This window comes from Rhodopseudomonas sp. BAL398 (assembly GCF_033001325.1).
Lineage (GTDB): Bacteria > Pseudomonadota > Alphaproteobacteria > Rhizobiales > Xanthobacteraceae > JARJEH01.
Window position 1 is genome coordinate 1788099 of sequence record NZ_CP133111.1, and the last position, 16671, is coordinate 1804769.

Genomic DNA, 16671 nt, shown 5'->3' on the forward strand with positions numbered 1-16671 from the left:
ACCCAAGGAGAGAACTCATGCATATGCACGATTGGAACACGTACCGGCAGCAGCTCTTCGCAGGCGTCGGCGAGCTGGGCAAGCTGAGCCCGGACACCGTGCGCGGCTACACGGCCCTCGGTGGCGCCGGTGCAAAGACCGGACACCTCGATCCCAAGACCCGTGAGCTGATCGCGTTGGCCGTCGCCATCTCCTTGCGCTGCGATGGCTGTATCACCGTGCACAGCGATGCTGCGCGCAAGCTTGGGGTGACCAAGGAGGAGATCGCGGAAGCGCTCGGTGTGGCCGTCAGCGTCAACGCCGGCGCCGCCATCGTCTATTCCACCCGGACGCTGGATGCCTTTGCGGCGACCCAAGAGGCAGGATAGCTGGTCCACGCGGGCCTGACCGAGCACTCAAAACTAGGAACGTGTCAGCGCCATCAATCAGCGGGTGAGGTCAGGGTTTGCATTTACCTGATCCGCGAGGAAGTCGCTGACCGCGCGAATGCGGGCCGACGCAACAAGATCCGCATGCGTTACCAACCAGACGTCGTTGCTGAACATCTGATCAGCAGGAATCACCCGGATGAAATCTTCGCCGACGGCTAGAAAATCTGGAACCACTGCTAGCCCGAGGCCAGCTCGTACAGCCGCGATCTGAGTGGGCAAACTCGTTGTGGTGAGCGCGATTTGACAGTCCGGGTGCTCCCGCGCGAGCCACACCGCCGCAGGTAGATGAGCATGGCTCTCATCCCAAGTGATAAAATGCCTTCCTCCTAGCGGCTCACCTTCAATGAAGGGGAATTGCTCGACATAGGCGCGACTCCCGTAGACCGAGTAGGTCATATGTCCAACGCGCCTGACCTTCAGGTTTCCGCGCGTTGGCCGCACCACGCGAAGGGCAATATCAGCCTCATGCCGACCAAGCTCGGCTGCCACCGTGCTCGTGACGATTTCGAGACGGATGCGCGGATAACGCTCCCGGAAGGCTGGCATCGCCGGGATAATCAGGTCGGTCGCGAGACTGTCTGATGTCGCGAGCCGCACCGCCCCAGCCGGCGCCTTGTCGAGCCCTGTCGCGCCGCGTTCCAATGATAGAATGCTCTCCTCGACGGTCTCCGCATCTCTCAGAACCTCGCGGCCCGCGTCGGTAAGAAAATAGCCGGTCTGGTGACGGGCGAAGAGCTTCATGCCCAGACTGCGCTCGAACTCGGAAATGCGTCGACTCACGGTTGATTGACTGACACGCAGATCGGCTGAGGTGCGGGTGAGGCTCCCGCTTCGCGCCACTGCTAGAAAGAAGCGGAGGTCATTCCAATCCACGATGTGTTTTCCGCCTTTGTCTCGAGTTTCTGGATTATCCCCGACCTGATTGCGTCATCGCAGCGGCCCTCTTTTTAGCTTCGTCCGTCGTTGCGCGCCGCCAGGCGCCCGGACCAACGCCTTCTATGCGGTTGAAGGCGTGGTTCAGGGCCGCGTCGGTTTCATAACCTACACGGCGGGCCACATCCGAGATTGCAGTTCCTTGCTTGAGCAAGACCTTCGCACGATGAATGCGCCAGCGCGTCAGATACTCAACCGGCGTCTCTCCAAGCACGACTTTGAACGTCGCGGCGAAGCTCGAACGGGACATTCCTGCATGCCGGGCCAGTCCAGCGATCGTCCAAGAGAACGCTATGTCGGCATGCAGTGCCTTGAGCGCGCGGGAAATACGCGCATCGCGTAAGCCTGCTAACCATCCGGGTGTACGGCCGCCTTCGGCCTCACACCATGCGCGGAGTGCCTGCACGAAAAGCGCGTTGATCAGATGCTTGACGACAATACCGGCGCCCAACCCGTCGAGTTCTGTTTCGAGACCAACAAGTTCCAGCGTTGTCCGCATCAACGGACCGCGTACATCCGCGCGTCTTACCAACGAAATATTCGGCAGCAGTGACAGCAGCGGCTCGGCGGCCGCAGCGTCGAAATAGAACCGACCAGAGACGAGTTCTGTGACCGCGCCGTGGCCGCCATACTCGTGCATGACACCAGAAATTTTTGAGAAGATCGTCGCGCAGGGGACGATCTCGACACCGACTTCGCTCACCATCGTGAAGCCGGCGTCGCCTTTAATGATCAGGCAATCGCCGGCTTCCACCCAAACCGGTTCCGAGAAGCAATCGGCCAAGACCCAAGAACCGCCGCGAGCTAGAACGACGAGCCGTGCCTGATCGCCTGTCGTGAATGCTACACCCCAGGGCGCGCGAAAGCTCAGATGCGCGAAGAGCGCACTCTCAACGCGCATTGATGTCAGCATGTCTCCTAGGATGTCCATGCAAGTTTCGTACTGGACGAAGCAATAGCGAGCAAGATCAAGTCATATAATATCATCCACATGGATGCAGATTCTTCTCGCCACTAGCGGACTAGATCCGCGTAGAGGACCTTGGGATCCAGTGCGAGACCACTTTTGATCTGTCGCGTCATGTCGTCGGCGAGCACTTCCCACTCGCCCTTTTCAATCGCATCAAGCGCCGCGCTGGCAACAACGGCCGGATCATTCTTGGGCATATGGATTCCCTTCATCATGTCGGTGTCCGTCGCGCCGAGCTGCACGCCCACGACAAGGGTATTTTGCTTTCTTAGCTCAAGGCGGATGCTGTTCGTGAGGCTCCACGCGGCCGCTTTCGCAGCAGAATATGCCTCCGCCCCAGGATAACTAAACCAAGACGTCAGCGAGAGCATGTTGACGATGGCACCCCCATCGTTGCGCTCAAGGATCGGCGCAAATGCCCGCACCATGCCGAGAAGCCCAAAGAAGTGCGTCTCCATCTCCAATCGGATCAAGTTCAAGTCCCCGCCCACCAAACTTTGGTTTGTGGCGATGCCCGCGTTGTTGATCAGAATGGTCGTGTCGCCTGCAATCGCTGCTGCAACCGCGATCTGTGCGGGATCCGTTATATCGAGCGCGATACGCTCTACGCTGTCGATGTCGAGAGCCTCAAGATTGCGGCCGGTCGCATAGACTTTGCGGGCTCCCCGTTCGAGTAGGGAGCTGACATACGCCCTGCCAATTCCACGATTTGCACCTGTGACTAGCGCGACGCTTCCTTCAATCTTCACTGGCGTAATCCCTATTCAGACTCTTTGCCCTTTCGGACGGTGCTGGCCCCCTCTGCTAGGCCAATCCACCGATACGCGTCAGAAGCTATCGTCCGCAGCCTTTATTGAATCGTCCGAGTTTATGGTCGATCTCACAAAAAATACGTCGGAAGAGTATTGCCGGTAGGTCTCGCTGGGCGGGATTTTAGATCATGAGCGAGTACGAAAGGCGCTCGAACTCCTCCAGATCCCGCATCACGTAGCCGTCCAGGAAGGGCACCACCTGGGTCATGAATACGCCCGCTAAGTCAGCCGTCGGATCAAGCCAGAAATGAGTGTTCAGCACTCCGCCCCAAAAGGCGCTACCAACAGCACGACGCCCTGGCACTTGCCGTTCCGTTCTCGCCGCAACCAGGCTGTGGGAGAGTTCGACTCCAGGCATGGGATCAAGGTCGGATGTCGCGGGGGCAAAGACAGTAGATCTCGGTTCGATCCGAAGAGTCCCGATCTGGTTCCTCAGCGCATCGCGCGCTGTCGCTTCGCTCAGAATGCGAACGCCATCGAGGCTCCCCATGCCTAGCCACATTCGCAAGAAGCGGAGATAATCCGGAGCGGTCGAGTTAAGGGCGTGGCCCATGCCATAGAATTCCGGAGAAGCAGGCGGATCAAGGTTCAGTACGCTGGATCCTAGTTCGCCATTCTCCGTTCGCGCCAAGACATCACCCAGCAGGGCGGCGCTTGTCGCATTCAGTTCGAAACTCGTACTCGTTAGCCCGAGCGGCTCGAAAATCTCCTCAATGCAAAATCGGTCGATGCTGCGGCCATCGATGGCAGAGACGGCCAAGCCTAGCCAATCGGCACCGCCCCCATATTGCCAAGCGGTGCCGGGATCGAAAGCGAGTGGATAAAGCAGTCCGGCTCTTTGCCCCGAGACGATCGATGGCATGCCGCTCTCGGCGAGATACCGTCCCACCGCTCCGTCCCAAAACTCGTATGCGAGACCAGACGTGTGGGTCGCGAGATTTCTCAGCGTGGCCTTTGTGCGCGCAGGGCGACGCAGTTGCGTTTCCACGCCGTTTTCGATGACCACGAGCCGCGCGAATTCAGGGAGGATTTCCTCCACGGGCGTTTCCCAATTGAGCCGACCCCGATCAGCAAGGATCAAAGCGGCCGTTGCGCCGACCGCCTTGCTCATCGAGACAATGCGGAAAATCGTGTCTCCGCCGGCCGCCATACCGCTTGCCCGCTCGCCCGCCGCGCCAGACCAAATTGGTCCCGCCGAGTTACCGAGAGCAGCGACGACATAGGGAATGCTGCCATTGGACACCATCGCATCCAAGGCGGCATCCAAGGATTTCAGGTTTCTGGGCCTAGTGGGATCAGCCGCATTCGCTTCTGCATTCGACATACTCGATGACTTTTTCGTTGAGGACGGAATTTCCCGTTACGCTTTAACGCGCAGAGCGGGCTAAATACAGCTCATGCAAACTCATCTAAACATGAATTCAGCTCAACATGGGACGCGAGCGGAGTTGGGCGTCGTTCCATCCGCTTTGCGAAAACGCATATGAGTGCCGATAGCCCTACCGATACCGACCTTCGGCTTCTGCGAGTGCTTGACGCCCTTCTCGAAACCAACAGCGTCAAGCAGGCGGCCGCCCTTTTGGATGTCACGCCGTCAGCAGTCAGCCATTCTCTGGCAGAGCTGCGCCAGCGCACGTCTGATCCCCTTCTCGTTCGAAACGGACCTCGGCTACGGCCGACGCCGCGCGCGGAGGCGATGAGACCGCTGCTGCGAGCAGGCCTCACCGATCTATATCGCTTGATTGCGGATCCAGTCGAATTCACGCCGGCTACCTCCACTCGCCGTTTCTCTTTGGCCGCTCCCGAACATATTGTTGTAGGTCAGCTATCGGATGTGCTTCCTGACCTAATCGCGGAGGCACCGAAGGCGAGATTTGAGATCTCCTCGGTATTGGCTCCGCTACCAGAGTTGCTTGATTCCGGTTCTCTCGATCTGGCACTGACGACGCTTTATGCCGACGAGACCCTGAAGCTTGAAAGCGCGATGATGCGGTCGCAGCTCTTCGCTGAGCGTTTCGTGTGCATCGGCCGACGCGGTCATCCACTACTGACACGCGGCTGTATTGAACTCGCAGCCTTTCTTGGCGCGCCGCAGATTTCGATCCGAATGCCGGGCGCACGCACCAGCCCCACTGACACGGCATTGGAGAATGAAGGCCTGGCGCGACATGTCGCCCTCACGCTGGGAAGCGCGCACGCGGCCGCACAGTATGTCGGAAACTCGGATCTGTTGGCGATGGTGCCTTACAGTGTAGCGGCGCGAGGTGAAGCTCTTGGCAGGCTCACGTGCGTCGCCCCACCAATCAAGCTCCCGCCCGTCACCGGCATGCTGTGGTGGAGTAACAGGCTCCATAGTGATCCGGCGCACCGATGGTGGAGGGAAAAATTGGGCCGGCTATTGCAGCCAATCAATTACGGCGATCGATCAAAGTAGTTATCATTCAAGCGGCACGGCAATCCCGCCGGCTGGAGTTTCGTGAACATCGCTCTCTTTGAACACCGCGCTGATCCAGTCGATGAATGCGCGCACCTGTGGCGCAAGATACTGGCGGTTTGGATACATGATGGAAACGGCGCGCTGGACCGTCTGAACCTGCGGCAAGATCTCCACGAGTTGGCCATTTTCAAGTTGCTCGGCAACCGTAGCACGGAGGGCTTGAATTAGACCGAGCCCCGCGAGCGCGCATGCAACGAACGCTTCGGAATCGTTCACGAGGATCGCTGACCGCATCCGGATAGATCGTTCTTCACCGTTTGCGATAAGCTGCCAGTCAATCGTGCTCCGGCCACGCCCGGTGAAGTATGTCACCGCCCGGTGCGCCGACAAATCTTCCATCGTCTTAGGCACGCCGTGCGCCGCTAGGTATACGGGGGCGGCACATGACACCATCGGAACGCGCGCCACGACGCGACTGATCATGCTGCTAGCAGCGAGCTCGCCCAACCTGACTACGCAATCGACACCCTCGGCGACGAGGTCGACCGGCTGGTCACTGACACCTAGGATGATCTCGATATCCGGGTATCGCTCTGTAAACTCTGGGAGCCGCGGGATGATGAGTGGCTTGGCGAGCGCGACAGGAATGTCGACGCGGAGACGGCCTCTCGGCACCTGTCCTGAGCCACCAAAGAGGTTCTGCGCCCCAGCAACGTCAGTTAGAATCTGCGTCGCGCGCTCGTAGAATAGCTCGCCTTCAGCCGTCAGGCTCGATCGCCGGGTAGTTCGCTGGAGCAGGCGCGCCCCGATTGATGCTTCGAGTGCCGAAACCGCGTTGGTGACACTTGGGCGGGCCATTCGCAACGCCGCGGCCGCGCGGGCGAAGCTACCGTTGTCGGCGACCGCTACGAAGATGCGAAGCTGTTGAACAAAATCCAAAACGTTGCTCCCTGACACGATGATTATGCCAGAAATCGCACAGGATTGTTATCGATTTAGATAACAAATACGTTCGTTTTGATGTCCTTCTGCCCTCGGTGGCAGAGCTCTACGTTCCGTGACGAATGCTACCGTCAAGGAAGGATTGACCTCATGGACCTCCAACTCAGTGGAAAGAAAGCACTCGTCACCGGCGCGAGCCAGGGCCTCGGCCGGGCAATAGTGAAAACTCTCGCGGCGGAGGGCGTTACCGTGTTCGCGACGGCACGCAATCCAGAGCTCCTCGCCAGCCTCGTTGCCGAGATTGAAGCAGACGGGGGCGCCACGCCGATTGTGTTTGAAGAGGATTTCGTCGCCGTCGATGGCCCACAGAAGATCGCAGACGCCGCCCTCGCGGCCCTCGGTCACGTCGACATCCTGGTCAACAATGCCGGAGGGAGCCGACCCATGGATATCGATGCCCCCGAAGAGCAGTGGGTGGAGGGTATGACCCTGAACTTCGATCGACACCGTCAACTCACTCAGAAATTGCTGCCCAATTTCCTAAGCCGCAAACAAGGCGCGATCATCAGCCTCTCCGGAAATCTAGAGCCTGAGGTGGTCAACGCTGCGATGGTCGCCAAGGCCGGCCTCGTTGTATGGTCGAAGGGGCTCTCCGAGCAGATCGGTCAGCATGGCATCACCGTGAATTGCGTCCAGCCAGGCCTCATCGACACCGCCCAGATCCGCCGCCTCTATCCAGGCGAGGAGCGTCAGAAATTCGCCCAGCGCGAAATCGCCTTGCGTGACTTCGGTCAGCCACAGGATGTTGCTAACGCGGTCACCTTCCTTGCATCGCCTCGCGCTCGCTACATTACGGGCACCGTGATGCTGGTCGATGGCGGAATGCGCCGTCACTCATTCTGAGATGATCCGGATCGCGCCATTCTCGCGGGCCTGTTAGGGGGACAGGCCGGCGCGGGGCGAAGCCTGCGTTCGCTCCATCCTCCGGTGGCACCGGACGCCACGATCGACAGCCGTGTTCGGCCGATCAACCTCCCGCCATTCCTCTGTCCGGCGAGGATCAGGTAGCCGCGGCTCCTCCTTCACTTAATGTCGAGCCGCGCGATCTTATCGCCACGGAGCTGGAAGTGCATGTGCCCTGTGCCGTTGAAGCCGTTGCCACTTACTTTAACGGTCACAACCACGGTGTCTCCCTCCGCCTTGGAACTGACCGCCTGTATATGAGCTTGGACGCCGGTATTGTCGGTGCGGTCCCACGAGGCGATTCCCTCACGGCCCTCGAAATGGCGACCCCAATCGTCAAGGACTGCCGTGGGGGTGAAGGCGGCGACCACGCCAGCCGCGTCACCGCGATTGCTGGCGTCGAAGAATTCGGTGATCGCTTGCGGTAGGCTTGTCATGGTCTGACTTTCCCTATTCGAGTTTGAGGACAACACGCCGGAGACAGCCAGAGGCGCCGCCAGCAAGGCCGCGCCGCCAAGCAGCGCGACGAGCAAGGGGCGAACGACGCGAATTGCGCGCCGTTCGCCTAGAAGCCTTCCCGTCATCATGCCGCCGACGGCCGGGGCAGAAGCCGATGAGGCAGATTGTGCGACACCCAGCCGGCGACCGAGCCGACCGCGCTGGCGCCGAAGAGCTGCACCACGCTTTCGAGCGAGGGATCGAGATGCGCGGCGAACCACGCAACGAGACCCAGGAAGTAGCCGAGCAGGTTGTTCAGCACCGGCAAGCCGCGCAGAGCGACGACCACGAGCGCCACGAAGAACACCACGATCGGCAGGCCGACACCCAGACCGAAAGTTCCGGCCAGTTGGGGGATGGCCAGCGAAGCGAGCAATCCGATCACCAGTCCAAGGCCGACACAGCCCAGGTTCTCGAAAGCGGTACGGGTGCTCTGGACACGCGTGAAGAACGCGATCCAACCGACGAACATGGCCCAGACGGGCCGCGAGAGCGTCAGGCTCGCGGCGGCCGCGAGCGCGGCAGTCGCAGCGGCCACGACCGTGGTCACCACGAAGGCCTGACGCGAGGGGGCAACAGTGGACATGTCTTTCCTCATTAGGGGTTTGCGTGAAAATCCGCCGATCGCGGACGGTCCAGCCGCCCGCGATCGGCTGGATGATTCAGACCTTCTTCGCGGGCTTGAGCAGGTCGGACAGGCCGACGCGGTGGAGCATCTCGGCGCGGAGGCGGTCGAGGACCGCAAAGCCGACGCTCGCGCCGTCCTCGGTCGGATCGTAGTGGATCCGGAACGGACGCTCGCCGAACGGCGTGTCGACGACCTCGGCGATCATCTCGGCGACCGGCGCCGGATCGGCGTCGTCGGGAACGATCTCGGCGAAGGCCTTCTGGACCTGCTCGCCGAACCCGGCATAGGGGCCGGCTTCATACTCGGCGAGACGCGCCTGGTCGGCGGGGCGGCCGGAGTTCGGGAAGTGGTTCGTGCCCTTGGTGAAGGCGCCGGGGACGACGATCGTCGTCTCGATGCCCCAGCGGGCAAGTTCGCGGGCGTAGAGGACCGCGAGCGAGTCCATCGCCGCCTTGGCCGCGAAATAGGGCGACAGATAGGGCGGCGTGCCGCCGGCCGAGCTGGAGCTGGAAACCCAGACCAGCAGGCCTTCGCGGCGGCCGCGCATGTGGGGCAGCGCCGCGCGGTTCACCCGCTGGGTGCCGAGCACGTTGACGTCGTATTGCTGCGCGAACTGCTCGGGCGTGAAGGCCTCGGCGGGGCCGAACATCATGTGACCGGCATTGTGGACGACGACATCGATCTGGCCGCTCTCGGCGATGATCTTCTCGATCGCGGCGTTGACCGATGGTTCGGCCTGCACGTCGAGTTCGATCGGGCGGATGTCGCTGCCGGCGATGGCCGACAGTTCGGCGGCGTTGTTGGCGTTGCGACCGGCGACGTCGCGCATCGAGGCGTAGACGGTGTGGCCGGCGCGGCCCAGGGCTTCAGCGGTCAGCCGGCCGAAGCCGCTCGACGAACCCGTGACGAGGATGATCTTCTTGGACATGGTGAAATTCCTTTCGGGTTTGTCCGCGTCAGGGCGGACGAAGGGGGTGCAGAGGGATGTTGATGGTCAGATCATCCCGCCGTTGGCGCGCAGTACCTGGCCGTTGATCCAGCCGCCGTCGGGACCGGCGAGGAAGGCGACCGCGTTGGCGATGTCCTCGGGCGTGCCGAGCCGCTCCAGCGGGTTCATCTTCGACATGCGATCGATGAGCTCGGGCGACTTGCCGTCGAGGAACAGTGCGGTCGCGGTCGGTCCCGGCGCCACGGCGTTGACGGTGATGCTGCGGCCGCGCAGTTCCTTCGAAAGGACACCGGTGAGCAGTTCGATCGCGGCCTTGGTGGCGGCGTAGACGCCGTAGGTCTCAAGCTTGAGGCCGACCACGCTGGTCGAGAAGTTGATGATCCGGCCGCCGTCACGAAGCCGCTTGGCTGCCTCGCGCATGGTGTAGAGGCTGCCCTTCAGGTTGATCGCGATCTGGCTGTCGATCAGCGCGTCATCGCCCTCGGCGATCTTCGCCAGCTTCATGATGCCGGCATTGTTCACCAGTACATCGACGCCGCCGAAGGCCGCCTCAGCCGCGTCCCACATGCGGGCGACCGCCTTTGGATCGCTAACATCGGCTTGGGCCGTCAGCGCTTTGCCCCCGGCCTTTTCAATAGTCTCGGCCAGCTTTTCGGCTTCGGTGACATTGCCAGCGTAGTTGATAACGACGGTGAAGCCGTCCTTGGCAAGGCGCTGCGCGGTCGCCGCGCCGATGCCCCGCGAGGCGCCCGTCACGAGCGCAACCTTTGAAATCCCGGTCATGATGTATCTCCTGTTCAACCGCCACGTTGGCGACGAACGAGATGTGCCATCTGGAACCGGGAAGATAATCAGCCTATGTTCGCCATTACTGTTCCGCGACAACGAACAATGGACGCGCGATGGATAAGCTCGATGCAATGCGACTCTTCACCAGAATTGTGGAACGCCGCAGCTTCACCGGAGCCGCGCATGACCTCGGAGTGCCTCGCTCGACAGTGACCACCATCATCAAGCAGATGGAGGAGCGGCTCGGTGTCAGGCTGCTTCAGCGGACCACGCGCACCGTTCGGCCAACGCTCGACGGCGAGGCCTGGTATCGGCGATGCCTCGCCATTCTGGATGACATAGAGGATGCGGAGGGAGCTTTCAGTGGAGCGGAACCGAAGGGCATGCTCCGGGTGGAAGTTCAGGGCACCATCGCGCGGCATTTCCTGATGCCGGCTCTCCCTGAATTTTTCGCGCGTTATCCCGGAATCGAGTTGTCCATGAGCGAACGTGATCGCTGGATCGATCCGGTCCAGGAGGGCGTCGATTGCGTGCTTCGCTATGGGGAGTTGCCCGACAGCGATCTGATCGCCCGACGGGTCGCGATCCTCGACCGCGTCACGTGTGCAGCACCAGCGTATCTCGAACGATACGGCGTCCCTCAAACGATCGAGGACCTCGCGGCACATCGAATCGTCGGGATACGCCTCGTGAGTACCGGTAACCTGACGCCGGTCGAGTTTCATGTCGGAGGAGAACTTCGGCGCATCGACATGCCTGCGCCCTTCTCCGTTACTGGGCCGGAGAGCTATCTGCTTGGAGTGCGCCTCGGGCTGGGACTTGCTCAGGTCCCGCGCTTCCATATCGAGCGCGACCTCGCAAGCGGCGCGCTGGTCGAACTACTCAATGATATGCCCGCGCCATCGGCTCAGGTCGCGCTACTTTACCCTCGGAGCCGTCAACTCTCGCCCCGGGTCCGCGTCTTTCTCGATTGGGCGGCAGGCGAGTTCGAGAAGCGCAACCGGCGGACGAACAGCGCGTCCGTGTGAGACCGCGGGTCCATATTAGTGCCCGACTGCTCTCAAATTGGAGCCTCGTGCAGAGCAATGCAGCGCTTCTTATGACACGGCACTTTGATGAGCAGGACAAACCACGGCCGACAGAAAGCCAATGTCGAGGTTTTGGTGCGGTGGTCGGAACCGAACCGACCCATAAGCACCTGTTGCACCGTATGCGGCACAGCAGTCAGGAAGAACCCGCCGATGTGTACGCTATAGCCCGAAAATACCGCACGTAATTCCGAAAGGGCTTCCAGCATCAGTATCTATCAGTCTCAATCGCCCAGCAACGCAGGAGATTGAGCATGGCAAACATCGAACCCACGCAAATTCGGAGAACAATCCGGCGGCAACAGTTAAGGGAGATGGTGCCGATGGCCGACAGCACGATTTATGAGATGGAGCAGCGTGGCGAGTTTCCCCGTCGATTTGCGCTCTCGCCACGTTGTATCGTTTGGGACTTGGCCGAAGTCGAAGCTTGGCTAATGGCACGGCGGGCTGCCCCGATCCGTCGGGCACAGCACCCTGACGTCACCAAGCGTAAAACCCGCCCCGTCAAAGGGCGGGATCAAGCTCCATCAGGGGCATAGCTTGCGGCAAAAGCGTGGGGGCATACTTCCGGCCGTCGATCCAGGCGTCCACGGTGTCCGCCCACTGCTGCATCATATGCCGACGCTGCACCTCATACTCGGCCTTGTTGTAAACGCCGCGGGATGAACGCCCGTCCTCGTGCGCGAGGCACTTTTCGATCCAGTCGCTGTTAAAGCCCAGCTCATTTAGCAGCGTCGAGCCCGTCCGCCGCAGATCATGGACGGTGAATGGCTCCAGTGGCAGCCCCTCCTTTTTTGCCTGTTCGACGACGGCATAGGTGACCCGATTGAAGGTCGCGCGCGACATTGGCGCGTCCGCGTCGTAGCGGGACGGCAACAGATATCGGGAGTTGCCGGAGCAGGTCTTGAGCGCGATCATTATGTCGAGGGTCTGCCGGCACAGGTAGACGTTGTGCGGCTTCGATCGCTTCATGCGCTCCTTCGGGATGGTCCAGACAGCGTTGTCGAAATCGATCTCGTCCCACACGGCGTCCTGCAACTCGCTCTTCCGGACCATGGTGAGGAGGTAGAGCTTCATACCGAGGCGGATAGTTGGCAACGTCGCGATATGCTCGAGTTGCTTGAACATGATGCGGATCTCGGCGGGTGAAAGCGCGCGGTCCTTCGGTGTAAAGGTGGCTATCGAGGCCGGACCGACGTCATCGGCCGGATTGGCGACCTTCTCGCCGTGCAGAATGGCGTAGCCGTAAATCTGCTTCAGTATATCCCGCACATGAATGGCGGTGGCAGGAGCACCCCGTTCGACGATCTTGGCGCAGTGCGCGCGCAGATCATCGGGTGTTATCTCTGTCAGGAGTCGATTCCGCCAGACGGGCATGAGTTCGCGTTCGAAGATGGAGCGACGCATCGCGCGCGTGCTGTCGGCCATGGTCGCGTTGGTCAGCCATTTCTCGCCGAATTCGCCGAAGCTCTTTGCTTCCTTGATCCGGCGCTTCTCGCGCTGCTTCTCAATGGCGGGGGACCGCCCCTCGGCGATCGCACGCCGCGCGTCGATGCATAGCTCGCGAGCCCTGGCGAGCGATATTCCGTCACGGGCATATCTGCCGAGATAGACGGTCTCCCGCCTGCCGTTCAGCCGATAGTCGAGCCTGAACGAGATGGCGCCCGACGGCGCGACGCGCACGTACATGCCGTCACGGTCGGAAACCTTGTACATTTTGGCTTTTGGTTTCAAGCACTTGAGTGCTGCATCGGTCAACATTTCGGGCCTCCTTGCGGAAAAGTACCGTCACGCGGTTTTTGGAGGCCAGTGGCGCTGAAAACGATTATATTTCAGAGCGTTAGTTCAAAAAAAGTACCGTCATTGGCCTCATGTGACCTGACGGTACTTTCGTTTTTCCGGTTGATCAATGGGGGCAAGGCCCGTCAGCGAGGCCGCCGGACATGATCTATGCCCACCGATAGATGCCGATAGCTAAAGAAGGAATTTATTTTTGTTTTCAGTGGCTTAGAGTGTACCACAGCGTAAAATCGGCGGCGTTCGGATGGGCCTGAATCATTCCCACTCGATCGTCCCTGGCGGCTTCGAGGTGATGTCGTACACCACCCTGTTGACGCCCTTCACCTCGTTGATGATCCGGGTCGCGGTTTCGCCGAGGAAGCTCATCTCGAACGAATAGAAATCCGCCGTCATGCCGTCGGTCGAGGTCACGGCGCGCAGGCCGACGACGTATTCGTAGGTGCGGCCGTCGCCCATCACGCCGACGGTCTTCACCGGCAGCAGCACGGCAAAAGCCTGCCAGATCTTGTCGTAGAGCCCGGCCTTGCGGATCTGGTCGATATAGACCGCGTCGGCATTGCGCAGGATTTCCAGCTTCTCCTGCGTGATCTCGCCCGGGCAGCGGATCGCCAGGCCCGGCCCGGGGAACGGATGGCGGCCGACGAAGATTTCCGGCAGGCCGAGTTCGCGGCCGAGTACGCGGACCTCGTCCTTGAACAATTCGCGCAGCGGCTCGACCAGCTGCATGTGCATGCGTTCGGGCAGGCCGCCGACATTGTGGTGCGACTTGATCGTCACCGACGGGCCGCCGGTGAAGGACACGCTTTCGATCACGTCGGGATACAGCGTGCCCTGCGCCAGATAGTCGGCGCCGCCGATCTTTTTCGCCTCGGCGTCGAACACGTCGATGAACAGCCGGCCGATGGTCTTGCGCTTGAGCTCCGGGTCGCTGACGCCGGCCAGCTCGCCGAGGAACAGTTTCTCTGCGTCCACATGCACCAGCGGGATGTTGTAGTGATGCCGGAACAGCTCGACCACCGTGGCCGCCTCGTCCTTGCGCAGCAGGCCGTGATCGACGAACACGCAGGTCAGCTGATCGCCGATCGCCTCATGGATCAGCACCGCGGCCACCGCCGAGTCGACACCGCCGCTCAGGCCGCAAATCACACGGCCGCTGCCGACCTGGGCGCGGATTTTGTCGATCGCTTCCTCGCGGAAGGCCCGCATGGTCCAGTCGCCTTTGAGGCCCGCGACCTTGCGGACGAAATTGCGGATCAGCTTGGCGCCGTCCGGGGTGTGCACCACTTCGGGGTGGAATTGCATCGCGTAGAATTTGCGTTTGTCGTCGGCGATCACCGAGATCGGCGAGCCGGCGGCCTTGGCCACGCCGCGGAAACCCTCCGGCAGCTTTGTGACGCGGTCGCCATGGCTCATCCAGACGTCGTATTTGCCGCCCTTCTCCCAGACCCCGTCGAACAGCGCGCAATCATCGGTGATTTCGATCTGGGCGCGGCCGAATTCGCGGTGATGGCCGCCCTCAACGATGCCGCCGAGCTGCTTGGCCATGGTCTGCTCGCCATAGCAGATGCCGAGCACCGGCACGCCCGCATTGAGGATCGACAGCGGCGCCGACGGCGCGTCATCGTCCAGCACCGAGGCCGGGCCGCCGGACAGGATCACCGCCTTCGGCTTCATCGCGGCGAACGCGGCCTCGGCCTTGTTGAACGGCACGATCTCGGAATAGACCCCCTCCTCGCGCACCCGGCGCGCGATCAGCTGGGTCACCTGGGAGCCGAAATCGACGATCAGAATCTTGTCATGCGCCGCGGCGACATGCGGCGACGGATCGGACGAGGAGGCGGAGATTGTGCTGGGTGCTGTCATGGCGAGGAATTACGCGACTGCGCGACTTGCCGCAAGTGACTTGCCGCAAGTCTCGAACCGCGACTCAGCACCCACTGGCCAGACTTCTCCGTGTCCCGGACGCGACGCAGCACGCAGTGCTGCTTCGCAGAGCCGGGACCCCGCTCCAGCGCCGACAAAGCCACCGGGGCCCCGGATCAGCAGCGCACCACGCCGCAAAAGCGGCGCGCTGCGCCGCATCCGGGGCACGACGCACGGTTTAAGCCCTGCGCATCACGCTGACGAAAAACCCGTCCGTCCCGGTGCGGCGCGGGGTCATCAGCAGACCCTCGTCGGTCGGCCAGGTCGCGGCCAGGAAATCGTCGGCTCTGTCCCACAGCGCCGCGGCGACCTGCGCCGGCGGCACCACCGCAAACTCCGGATGCCGGGCGACGAAGCCGCGGATCTGGGCGCCATTCTCGGCGCCCAGCACCGAACAGGTCACATAGGCGATCCGCCCGCCCGCCTTGACCAGCGGCACGGCGCGGTCCAGCACCGCGATCTGGTCGTTGCGCCGCACCTCCAGCGCGCCCGGCCGCATCCGCCATTTGGCGTCCGGGTTGCGGCGCCAGGTGCCGGTGCCGGTGCACGGCGCATCGATCAGCACCAGATCGGCGGAGGCGTAGATGTCGCTCAGCGTATCGTCCGGCCCCTTCGGGGTGCGGATGTCGCAATTATGCACGCCGGCCCGCGACAGCCGCTCATAGATCGGCGCCAGCTGCCGCTTGTCGGAATCGGTAGCGATCAGCCGTCCCTTGCCCTGCATCATCGCCGCTAGCGCCAGCGTCTTGCCGCCGGCGCCGGCGCACAGGTCGATCACCTGCTCGCCCGGCTTGGCGCCGGACAGCAGTGCGGCGAGCTGCGAGCCCTCGTCCTGGACCTCGATCGCGCCCTTGATGAAATCCTCTTCGGAATGGATGCCGGGATTGCGGGCGTCGGCGCCGAGATCGATCCGCAGCCCCAGCGCCGACCACGGCGTCGGCGTGGCGCCGAGATGCTTGAGCGAACCGAGAATCTTGTCGCGCTTGGCCTTCAGCGTATTGACCCGCAGGTCGAGCGGCGCCCGGCTGGCCATCGCGGTGGCTTCCGCCACCCGCTCATCGCCGAACATGTCGGCCAAAGCGCCATCGAGCCATTCGGGATAATCGCCGGCGATATGCGGTGGCGCGTCATCGAGCGTGCGCGATGCCAGAGCGGCGTGCTCGGCGTCGGACAACGGCGCTGGCGCAAAGCGGCCGCCGTCGCACAAAGCCGCGATCGCCTCGACATCGACGCCGCGTTCGAGCTTGAGCATGCCGAGCACGCGCGCGCGCGGCGTGTCGGCCTCCATGATCCAGGCGCTGGAGGCGCGGCGACGCAGCACGTCCCAGACCAGGCCGGCGATCGCGGCGCGGTCGCCGGAGCCGGCATAGCGATGCGCGGTGCCCCACTCCTTCAGCGCCTTGGCGGCCGGAATCCGTTGGGTGTCGATGGCGTCGATCAGGTCGATGGCTGCGGACAGCCGGGCGGCGGGGGTCATGAACGTCTTTCGGTGGAGCGGCGCGCGCGCC

General features: G+C 62.0%; 18 protein-coding genes. 5 read left to right on the forward strand and 13 right to left on the reverse strand.

Annotated elements, in window-relative coordinates; all coding sequences use genetic code 11:
- Positions 1 to 17: 17 nt before the first annotated feature.
- Positions 18 to 368: a carboxymuconolactone decarboxylase family protein gene (locus tag RBJ75_RS08615; protein ID WP_346429876.1), complete on the forward strand. Its 351-nt coding sequence runs from the start codon at positions 18 to 20 to the stop codon at positions 366 to 368.
- A 57-nt stretch (positions 369 to 425) separates the two neighbouring features.
- Here the strand turns inward: RBJ75_RS08615 and RBJ75_RS08620 are convergent, their stop codons facing one another.
- The 4 genes from RBJ75_RS08620 to RBJ75_RS08635 form a co-directional block, all read right to left on the reverse strand.
- On the reverse strand, positions 426 to 1304 hold the full coding sequence (locus tag RBJ75_RS08620; protein ID WP_044417975.1) for a LysR family transcriptional regulator: 879 nt from the start codon (positions 1302 to 1304) through the stop codon (positions 426 to 428).
- Positions 1305 to 1338: 34 nt separating this feature from the next.
- Positions 1339 to 2295: an AraC family transcriptional regulator gene (locus RBJ75_RS08625; RefSeq protein WP_044417978.1), complete on the reverse strand. Its 957-nt coding sequence runs from the start codon at positions 2293 to 2295 to the stop codon at positions 1339 to 1341.
- A gap of 83 nt (positions 2296 to 2378) precedes the next feature.
- On the reverse strand, positions 2379 to 3083 hold the full coding sequence (locus RBJ75_RS08630) for an SDR family oxidoreductase (protein WP_044417980.1): 705 nt from the start codon (positions 3081 to 3083) through the stop codon (positions 2379 to 2381).
- 184 nt (positions 3084 to 3267) lie between these two features.
- The gene (locus RBJ75_RS08635) at positions 3268 to 4392 is read right to left on the reverse strand and encodes a serine hydrolase domain-containing protein (RefSeq protein ID WP_234707530.1); all 1125 of its coding nucleotides are present in this window, start codon (positions 4390 to 4392) and stop codon (positions 3268 to 3270) included.
- 237 nt (positions 4393 to 4629) lie between these two features.
- On the opposite strand from RBJ75_RS08635, the gene RBJ75_RS08640 reads away from it, so the two are divergent.
- A complete protein-coding gene (locus RBJ75_RS08640; protein ID WP_044417984.1) occupies positions 4630 to 5580 on the forward strand; it encodes a LysR family transcriptional regulator in 951 nt (316 codons plus the stop codon).
- Positions 5581 to 5583: 3 nt separating this feature from the next.
- Here RBJ75_RS08640 and RBJ75_RS08645 read toward each other — a convergent pair whose 3' ends face one another.
- Positions 5584 to 6522: a LysR family transcriptional regulator gene (locus RBJ75_RS08645; protein WP_276156171.1), complete on the reverse strand. Its 939-nt coding sequence runs from the start codon at positions 6520 to 6522 to the stop codon at positions 5584 to 5586.
- Positions 6523 to 6675: 153 nt separating this feature from the next.
- Here RBJ75_RS08645 and RBJ75_RS08650 point away from each other — a divergent pair, with 153 nt between their 5' ends.
- Positions 6676 to 7428 carry an SDR family NAD(P)-dependent oxidoreductase gene (locus tag RBJ75_RS08650; protein ID WP_044418995.1) on the forward strand — a complete coding sequence of 251 codons (753 nt, stop codon included), beginning with the start codon at positions 6676 to 6678 and terminating at the stop codon, positions 7426 to 7428.
- A 179-nt stretch (positions 7429 to 7607) separates the two neighbouring features.
- Here the strand turns inward: RBJ75_RS08650 and RBJ75_RS08655 are convergent, their stop codons facing one another.
- From RBJ75_RS08655 to RBJ75_RS08670, 4 genes are all read right to left on the reverse strand, one after another.
- Positions 7608 to 8021 carry a nuclear transport factor 2 family protein gene (locus RBJ75_RS08655; RefSeq protein WP_234707542.1) on the reverse strand — a complete coding sequence of 138 codons (414 nt, stop codon included), beginning with the start codon at positions 8019 to 8021 and terminating at the stop codon, positions 7608 to 7610.
- A gap of 50 nt (positions 8022 to 8071) precedes the next feature.
- Positions 8072 to 8572, reverse strand: a complete 501-nt coding sequence (locus RBJ75_RS08660) for a DUF1097 domain-containing protein (RefSeq protein WP_152647918.1) — start codon at positions 8570 to 8572, stop codon at positions 8072 to 8074.
- 76 nt (positions 8573 to 8648) lie between these two features.
- Entirely contained in the window at positions 8649 to 9542 is an 894-nt protein-coding gene (locus RBJ75_RS08665) for an SDR family oxidoreductase (RefSeq protein WP_138579092.1), read from the reverse strand.
- A 66-nt stretch (positions 9543 to 9608) separates the two neighbouring features.
- Positions 9609 to 10346: an SDR family oxidoreductase gene (locus tag RBJ75_RS08670; RefSeq protein WP_276156430.1), complete on the reverse strand. Its 738-nt coding sequence runs from the start codon at positions 10344 to 10346 to the stop codon at positions 9609 to 9611.
- A 119-nt stretch (positions 10347 to 10465) separates the two neighbouring features.
- On the opposite strand from RBJ75_RS08670, the gene RBJ75_RS08675 reads away from it, so the two are divergent.
- Positions 10466 to 11380, forward strand: a complete 915-nt coding sequence (locus RBJ75_RS08675; RefSeq protein ID WP_044414799.1) for a LysR family transcriptional regulator — start codon at positions 10466 to 10468, stop codon at positions 11378 to 11380.
- Positions 11381 to 11412: 32 nt separating this feature from the next.
- Here RBJ75_RS08675 and RBJ75_RS08680 read toward each other — a convergent pair whose 3' ends face one another.
- Entirely contained in the window at positions 11413 to 11649 is a 237-nt protein-coding gene (locus RBJ75_RS08680; RefSeq protein ID WP_044414801.1) for a hypothetical protein, read from the reverse strand.
- A 45-nt stretch (positions 11650 to 11694) separates the two neighbouring features.
- Between RBJ75_RS08680 and RBJ75_RS08685 the strand changes: the two genes are divergently transcribed.
- Positions 11695 to 11979, forward strand: a complete 285-nt coding sequence (locus RBJ75_RS08685) for a helix-turn-helix transcriptional regulator (RefSeq protein ID WP_080901144.1) — start codon at positions 11695 to 11697, stop codon at positions 11977 to 11979.
- Here RBJ75_RS08685 and RBJ75_RS08690 read toward each other — a convergent pair.
- The 3 genes from RBJ75_RS08690 to RBJ75_RS08700 form a co-directional block, all read right to left on the reverse strand.
- Positions 11945 to 13201 (reverse strand): tyrosine-type recombinase/integrase, encoded by a 1257-nt coding sequence (locus RBJ75_RS08690; RefSeq protein ID WP_044414803.1) that lies wholly within the window; start codon positions 13199 to 13201, stop codon positions 11945 to 11947. The genes RBJ75_RS08685 and RBJ75_RS08690 overlap by 35 nt on opposite strands.
- Before the next feature lie 294 nt (positions 13202 to 13495).
- Positions 13496 to 15103 (reverse strand): glutamine-hydrolyzing GMP synthase, encoded by a 1608-nt coding sequence (gene guaA, locus RBJ75_RS08695; RefSeq protein WP_044414805.1) that lies wholly within the window; start codon positions 15101 to 15103, stop codon positions 13496 to 13498.
- A gap of 238 nt (positions 15104 to 15341) precedes the next feature.
- Complete coding sequence (locus RBJ75_RS08700) at positions 15342 to 16640, reverse strand: RsmB/NOP family class I SAM-dependent RNA methyltransferase (protein ID WP_044414807.1); 1299 nt, start codon at positions 16638 to 16640, stop codon at positions 15342 to 15344.
- Positions 16641 to 16671 lie beyond the last annotated feature (31 nt).

Coding starts and splice junctions, on each gene's coding strand:
- RBJ75_RS08690 (WP_044414803.1), bottom strand. CDS start 13,201: ATGTTGACCGATGCAGCACTCAAGTGCTTGAAACCAAAAGCCAAAATG.
- RBJ75_RS08625 (WP_044417978.1), bottom strand. CDS start 2,295: ATGGACATCCTAGGAGACATGCTGACATCAATGCGCGTTGAGAGTGCG.
- RBJ75_RS08670 (WP_276156430.1), bottom strand. CDS start 10,346: ATGACCGGGATTTCAAAGGTTGCGCTCGTGACGGGCGCCTCGCGGGGC.
- RBJ75_RS08635 (WP_234707530.1), bottom strand. CDS start 4,392: ATGGTGTCCAATGGCAGCATTCCCTATGTCGTCGCTGCTCTCGGTAAC.
- RBJ75_RS08685 (WP_080901144.1), top strand. CDS start 11,695: ATGGCAAACATCGAACCCACGCAAATTCGGAGAACAATCCGGCGGCAA.
- RBJ75_RS08680 (WP_044414801.1), bottom strand. CDS start 11,649: ATGCTGGAAGCCCTTTCGGAATTACGTGCGGTATTTTCGGGCTATAGC.
- RBJ75_RS08650 (WP_044418995.1), top strand. CDS start 6,676: ATGGACCTCCAACTCAGTGGAAAGAAAGCACTCGTCACCGGCGCGAGC.
- RBJ75_RS08675 (WP_044414799.1), top strand. CDS start 10,466: ATGGATAAGCTCGATGCAATGCGACTCTTCACCAGAATTGTGGAACGC.
- RBJ75_RS08640 (WP_044417984.1), top strand. CDS start 4,630: ATGAGTGCCGATAGCCCTACCGATACCGACCTTCGGCTTCTGCGAGTG.
- RBJ75_RS08700 (WP_044414807.1), bottom strand. CDS start 16,640: ATGACCCCCGCCGCCCGGCTGTCCGCAGCCATCGACCTGATCGACGCC.
- RBJ75_RS08665 (WP_138579092.1), bottom strand. CDS start 9,542: ATGTCCAAGAAGATCATCCTCGTCACGGGTTCGTCGAGCGGCTTCGGC.
- RBJ75_RS08660 (WP_152647918.1), bottom strand. CDS start 8,572: ATGTCCACTGTTGCCCCCTCGCGTCAGGCCTTCGTGGTGACCACGGTC.
- guaA (WP_044414805.1), bottom strand. CDS start 15,103: ATGACAGCACCCAGCACAATCTCCGCCTCCTCGTCCGATCCGTCGCCG.
- RBJ75_RS08615 (WP_346429876.1), top strand. CDS start 18: ATGCATATGCACGATTGGAACACGTACCGGCAGCAGCTCTTCGCAGGC.